We start from the raw sequence: 5,222 nt of genomic DNA on the forward strand, positions 1-5,222 counted from the left end.
CCCCGCCGGTCCGCACCCCAGGGGCACTTCCCAGGTGAGGCATCATCCAGCCGCTCAGCTCTCCTCGGGCCAGCCGTGATGACCCGGATGCTCGTCTCGAGATTCCTCCTTCTCCTGATCACGCTCGGAACAGCAGCGCTCCTCGCGTCCTACGTCGGGGTGGAGAAGGAGGACCGCTGGCGCATGGACGGCACGGTGTACGAGATCTCGGCATTCCCCGCTGGCGAGGCCTGGCCCATGATCCGGACGTCGCTGACGGGACCGGACTCCGGTTCTGCGGCCACGTCCACGAGCCCCCACGTGACGGCCCTCGCCGGCCGGCCTGCCCTGGACGTGCTCCCGGATGGCGTCGCCCCGACCGCGGTCGTCCCCAGCACCTCCCCCTTCGCCGCACGTGCCGCTGCGGGCGAGCTGAGCTGGCCGGACGTCGATCGGGTCGTCGTCCGAGACCTCTCCTCCGCGCCGGATCGCGCCACCGAAGCAGACCTCCTGGTCCCGTTCCTCTCCACCGACAGTTCGTCCCTTGCCGGCGTGATCGGCGGCTCACCGGCCCAGGTCGACGAGCTCGTCCAATCGCTGCGGCGGGCCGGTGTCGTCGTCGACGTCGTCCCGCTCCCGCCGCCGTGGGAGGCAGCGATGCGACGCAGTGTCCACGTGCCCCTGCTCGCCGTGATCGCCGGCTTCGCCCTGCTGGGCGCACAGGTCGTCTGGCGCACGACCCTGCGCAGTCGACTGCTCCCTGCCGTCACCTCGCACCGCCTCGTCGGTGCCTCCCCGCTGCGAGCGGCCCGGCTCGGTGTCCGGCCCGCCATGCTCGCATGGGCGACCGCCGCCGCGAGTGCCGGCGGAGTCTGGCTCGTGGCATGGCCCCGGTGGGACGCGGAGATCGGGCTCACGGGGGACACCGCTCTCCTCTGGTCCGCCGTGCTCGTCGTGGACGCCATCCTCATCCTCGGCACGACCCTGTCCACCCTCTGGGTCCGAAGGGCACACGCATGATGGCAGCCATGCGGACCGTTGCGGACGGCCTCCGCGACCTGTTCGACACGCCCGGACTGCTGTTCCTGTCCCTGCTGCACACGACCGTGGCGTCGGTCGTGTTCGGACTGGCCCTGGGCGTCGCCGGAGGGGTGACCACGGCGCTCGAGGTGCTCGAGGACGCCGAGTCGTCGGGCCTGGTGACAGCCAGGATTCTGGACCCCGCCGTCACGACCGACCTCCGCCCCCGCGCCGTCGACACCGTCTCCCGGGCGTTCGCCGCCCATGTCGACGGAGTCGACCCCCGTGCCTTTCTCGTGACGGACGCCATCGGAATCGAGGACCCCCGGCTGCAGGGGGCGATCATCGCCACGCCTGGTCTGGCCCGGGAGTTCGGCGCTGCCGCTGCCGTCAGTCCCGCCGAGGGTGTGTACTTCGCTCCCGCCGCGATCACCTCCGGGGGGCCGGGCGGCACCGTGTATGTGGGGTCCACACCCCACAGCTATGCCGGCCCACTCCCCGGGGACGCGGCCGCGCCGCGGGCCGACGGATCCCTCTGGCCCCTGGGTGAGTCGCCCGTCATCGTCACCAGCACCACGACCATGGCCGGCCTGATCGAACCGGCCCAGCTCGCGGCGGTCTACGGTTCCGTCGTGGCACGCCAGGACGCGGCCTCCGAGGTGAGAGCGGCACTCGACGTCCTCGAGGACGAGACGGGCGTGGTCGCCGAGTTGGCCCCGATCGCCTCGGCCAGGTCTCCGATCGCCCGAGAAGCCCGCGGTGCCGCGCTCATGGTCACCGCCTACACCGCCGGGCTTGCCAGCGCCGTCGTGACGGTGGTGAGCCTCCTGACGACCATGACCCGTCGACTCACGCCCACGTGGCTGGCGCACCTGACGGTCGGGGCGCCCAGACGACTGATCCGGCTCCGGATCGCCACATCCGTGGCCGCGGTGTGGGGCATTCCGGCCGTGCTCGGATCGTTGCTCGGCCTCGGCATCGCCTCGGAAGCGGGCGGACTGCGTCCGGCGCCTGCCGTCGTCGTGGTCGGGCTGGCGGTCGTCTTGGCGATCGCCGCTGCGTGCACCCGTCATCCCCTCCGCCAGCTGCACCGGGCCGTCCGCACGGCGGCACTCGTCGAAAGGACCGTGTGATGTCCCTGCTCACCGTGCACGACGTACACCGCTCCTACCGCGGCCCCGCCGGGGATGTCCCCGTGCTCCGCGGCGTCTCGCTCCAGGTCCCCGGGGGCGGCGTCCACGCGATCATGGGACCCTCCGGGTCCGGCAAGTCGACCCTGCTGCGGCTCCTCGCCTGCCTTGACACACCGGACGCCGGGAGCATCCGTGTGGCCGGGCGGAGCCTGCCGGCACCGTGGTCGTCCGACGGCGACGCCTACCGGAACCGGACGTGCGGCATCGTGCTCCAGGACCATCTGCTCATCGATCGGGCGACCGCCGTGGACAACGCGGCCCTGCCGCTGCTCTACGCGCGGCCGCGCCCGGCGAAGCGCGAGCGTCGCGACATGGCCGCCGAGCGTCTGACGCGGCTCGGACTCGGAGACCGTCTCAACCACCCCGTCGGCCGACTCTCCGGCGGCGAGCGCCAGCGCGTGGTTATCGCCCGGGCCGTGATCATGGGGCCCTCCCTGCTGCTCGCCGACGAGCCGACGGGCGCCCTGGACGAGGAGCGCACCGACGAGGTGATGGGGCTCTTCCGCTCCATGTCCCAGCCGGAGCGGGCGATCGTGGTCGTCACGCACGACCCCGCCGTGGCGGCCCGGTGCGACCACACGTGGCGGCTGCGGGCCGGGCGGCTCGAGTGACGACGTCTGGCCGTGCCTCCTGCACAGGTGTCCGCAGACGGGGCTGCGTCCCCGGGCGTCGCGTTCCGGCTCCGGATGTCCGGGGCCGCTCCTAGGCTCGGGTGCATGAGCGCGCACCACGCCGACGACGGCCTCCCCGCCCCCGTCTCCACCCTCGCCGAGGATCCACCGGCCGACGGGCGACAGGCGCCGCCGAGTGGCGTCGTCGTGGGTGAGGACGGGCGGGCCCGCCCGCCGTGGGCGGCACGGGATCCGCTGCTGCGGGAGTACTACGACACGGAGTGGGGCCTGCCCGTCACGGACGAGCGGGGCCTGTTCGAGCGCCTCGTCCTCGAGGCGTTCCAGTCGGGCCTGAGCTGGCGGACCGTCCTGGCCAAGCGGCCCCGGTTCCGGGAGGTGTTCGCGGGCTTCGACGCGGACGCCGTCGCGGCGTTCGGGGACGCGGAGGTCGAGGCGCTGCTGGCGGACCCCGGCATCATCCGGAACCGGCGCAAGATCGAGGCGGCGATCGCGAACGCGCAGGCCGTCGTCGGGATGCGCGGCGAGCGGTTCACCCCGCTGCACCCGGGCTCCCCCGGCGCGGGCCCCGCCTGGCACGGCGACGGCGACCGGCCGGCCCGCGGTCTGGCGGGGCTGGTCTGGGCGCACCAGCCTGCCGCGACCCCACGGCCGGAGACGGTGGCGCAGGTCCCCTCGGCCTCGGAGGAGTCGCGCGCGCTCGCGAGGGCGCTGAAGGCGCACGGCTGCCGATTCGTGGGGCCGACCACGTGCTTCGCCCTGATGGAGGCCGCCGGGGTCGTGGACACCCACCTTCTCGGCTCGTGGCGAAGAGGGGCGTCCGGGATCTGGGAGTGAGCGGGGCCTCCGGCAGGATGGGGAGCTGACCGCAGGACGTCCACACGAAAGGGTGACGACTGATGACCACCACCTCCGCCTCTCAGGGCTACCGCACGATCAACCCGGCCACCGGGGAGCTGCTGAAGTCCTTCGACAACGCCACGGATCAGCAGATCGCCGACGCCCTCGACGCCTCGCAGGCCGCCTACGAGCAGTGGTCCCGGAAGTCGGTGGCCGAGCGCGCCGCCGTCGTGAAGCGGATCTCCGAGCTGCTGGCCGAGCGCTCCAAGGACATCGCTGCGCTGATCACCACGGAGATGGGCAAGGCCCTCGGCGCGGCGGTCGGCGAGGTGCGCTACAGCGCCCAGATCTTCGGGTACTACGCGGACGAGGCCGAGGAGCTGCTCGCGGACCAGCCGATCAAGCAGTTCTCCGGGCAGGAGGCGTTCGTCCAGCGGCTGCCGATCGGCCCGCTGCTGGGGATCATGCCGTGGAACTTCCCGGTGTACCAGGTGGCCCGTTTCGTGGCGCCGAACCTCGTGCTCGGCAACACCATCCTGCTCAAGCACGCCGAGATCAACCCGCAGGTGGCGCAGCTGCTGGAAGAGCTCTTCACCGAGGCCGGCCTGCCGGAGGGCGTGTACCAGAACCTGTTCGCCACCCACGACCAGATCTCCACGATCATCGCCGATCCGCGCGTGCAGGGCGTGTCCCTCACCGGTTCGGAGCGGGCCGGCGCCGCCGTCGCCGAGCAGGCCGGCCGGCACCTCAAGAAGGTCGTCCTCGAGCTCGGCGGCTCCGATCCGTACATCGTGCTCTCCGCGCCGGACGCCCGCGCGGCCGCCCGCGACGCACTGGCCACCCGGATGGGCAACTGGGGCCAGGCCTGCAACTCGAACAAGCGCATGATCGTCATGGAGGACCTCTACGACGACTTCGTGGATGAGCTGGTCCAGCGCTCCTCGGCGATGAAGCCCGGCGACCCGACCTCGCGCGACGCCGACGTCTACGGCCCGCTGTCCTCCGAGTCCGCGGCCGACGGGCTCACCGAGCAGATCGCCGCGGCCAAGGAGGCCGGCGCCACCGTCCACGTGGGCGGCGAGCGCGTCTCCGGCCCGGAGGGCGAGGGCTTCTACGTCTCCCCGGCCGTGATCACGGACGTGGACCAGGAGAACCCCGCCTACACGCAGGAGCTGTTCGGCATGGCCGCCGTGGTCTACAAGGTGTCCTCGGCCGAGGAGGCCGTGGCGCTGGCCAACGACTCCCAGTACGGTCTCGGCGGCGCCGTGTTCTCCACGGACCTGGACGAGGCCAAGCGCGTGGCCGACCAGCTCGAGGTGGGGATGGCGAACGTGAACCTCGCCTCCGCCGCCGGCGCGAACCTGCCCTTCGGCGGCGTGAAGCGCTCGGGCTTCGGCCGCGAGCTCGGCCCCATGGCCGTGGACGAGTTCGCCAACAAGCGCCTCTACGCGGTGCAGGGCCCGCTGGAGGGCTGACCCCGGGCCGGGTCGGCCGGATGGGTCTCCCGCTCCGTCCGGCCCGTCGCCCGCCTGACGCACACAGAGTGGTCACGACGTGCCGT

General features: G+C 72.7%; 5 protein-coding genes. All 5 read left to right on the plus strand.

Annotated features, from left to right (window positions below; translation table 11 throughout):
* Positions 1 to 78: 78 nt before the first annotated feature.
* The 5 genes from SJ20_RS05560 (at position 79) to SJ20_RS05580 (ending at position 5,136) form a co-directional block, all read left to right on the plus strand.
* Positions 79 to 999 (plus strand): hypothetical protein, encoded by a 921-nt coding sequence (locus SJ20_RS05560; protein WP_044659220.1) that lies wholly within the window; start codon positions 79 to 81, stop codon positions 997 to 999.
* 8 nt (positions 1,000 to 1,007) lie between these two features.
* Positions 1,008 to 2,132, plus strand: a complete 1,125-nt coding sequence (locus SJ20_RS05565; RefSeq protein WP_044659221.1) for a hypothetical protein — start codon at positions 1,008 to 1,010, stop codon at positions 2,130 to 2,132.
* Positions 2,132 to 2,803: an ABC transporter ATP-binding protein gene (locus tag SJ20_RS05570; RefSeq protein WP_044659218.1), complete on the plus strand. Its 672-nt coding sequence runs from the start codon at positions 2,132 to 2,134 to the stop codon at positions 2,801 to 2,803. The genes SJ20_RS05565 and SJ20_RS05570 overlap by 1 nt, the downstream gene beginning before the upstream one ends.
* 105 nt (positions 2,804 to 2,908) lie before the next feature.
* A complete protein-coding gene (locus tag SJ20_RS05575; RefSeq protein WP_020624982.1) occupies positions 2,909 to 3,658 on the plus strand; it encodes a DNA-3-methyladenine glycosylase I in 750 nt (249 codons plus the stop codon).
* Positions 3,659 to 3,720: 62 nt separating this feature from the next.
* The gene (locus SJ20_RS05580; protein ID WP_044659219.1) at positions 3,721 to 5,136 is read left to right on the plus strand and encodes an NAD-dependent succinate-semialdehyde dehydrogenase; all 1,416 of its coding nucleotides are present in this window, start codon (positions 3,721 to 3,723) and stop codon (positions 5,134 to 5,136) included.
* The last annotated feature ends 86 nt before the right edge of the window (positions 5,137 to 5,222 follow it).

It is taken from the genome of Micrococcus sp. MS-ASIII-49 (assembly GCF_000946635.1).
Taxonomy (GTDB): domain Bacteria; phylum Actinomycetota; class Actinomycetes; order Actinomycetales; family Micrococcaceae; genus Micrococcus; species Micrococcus luteus.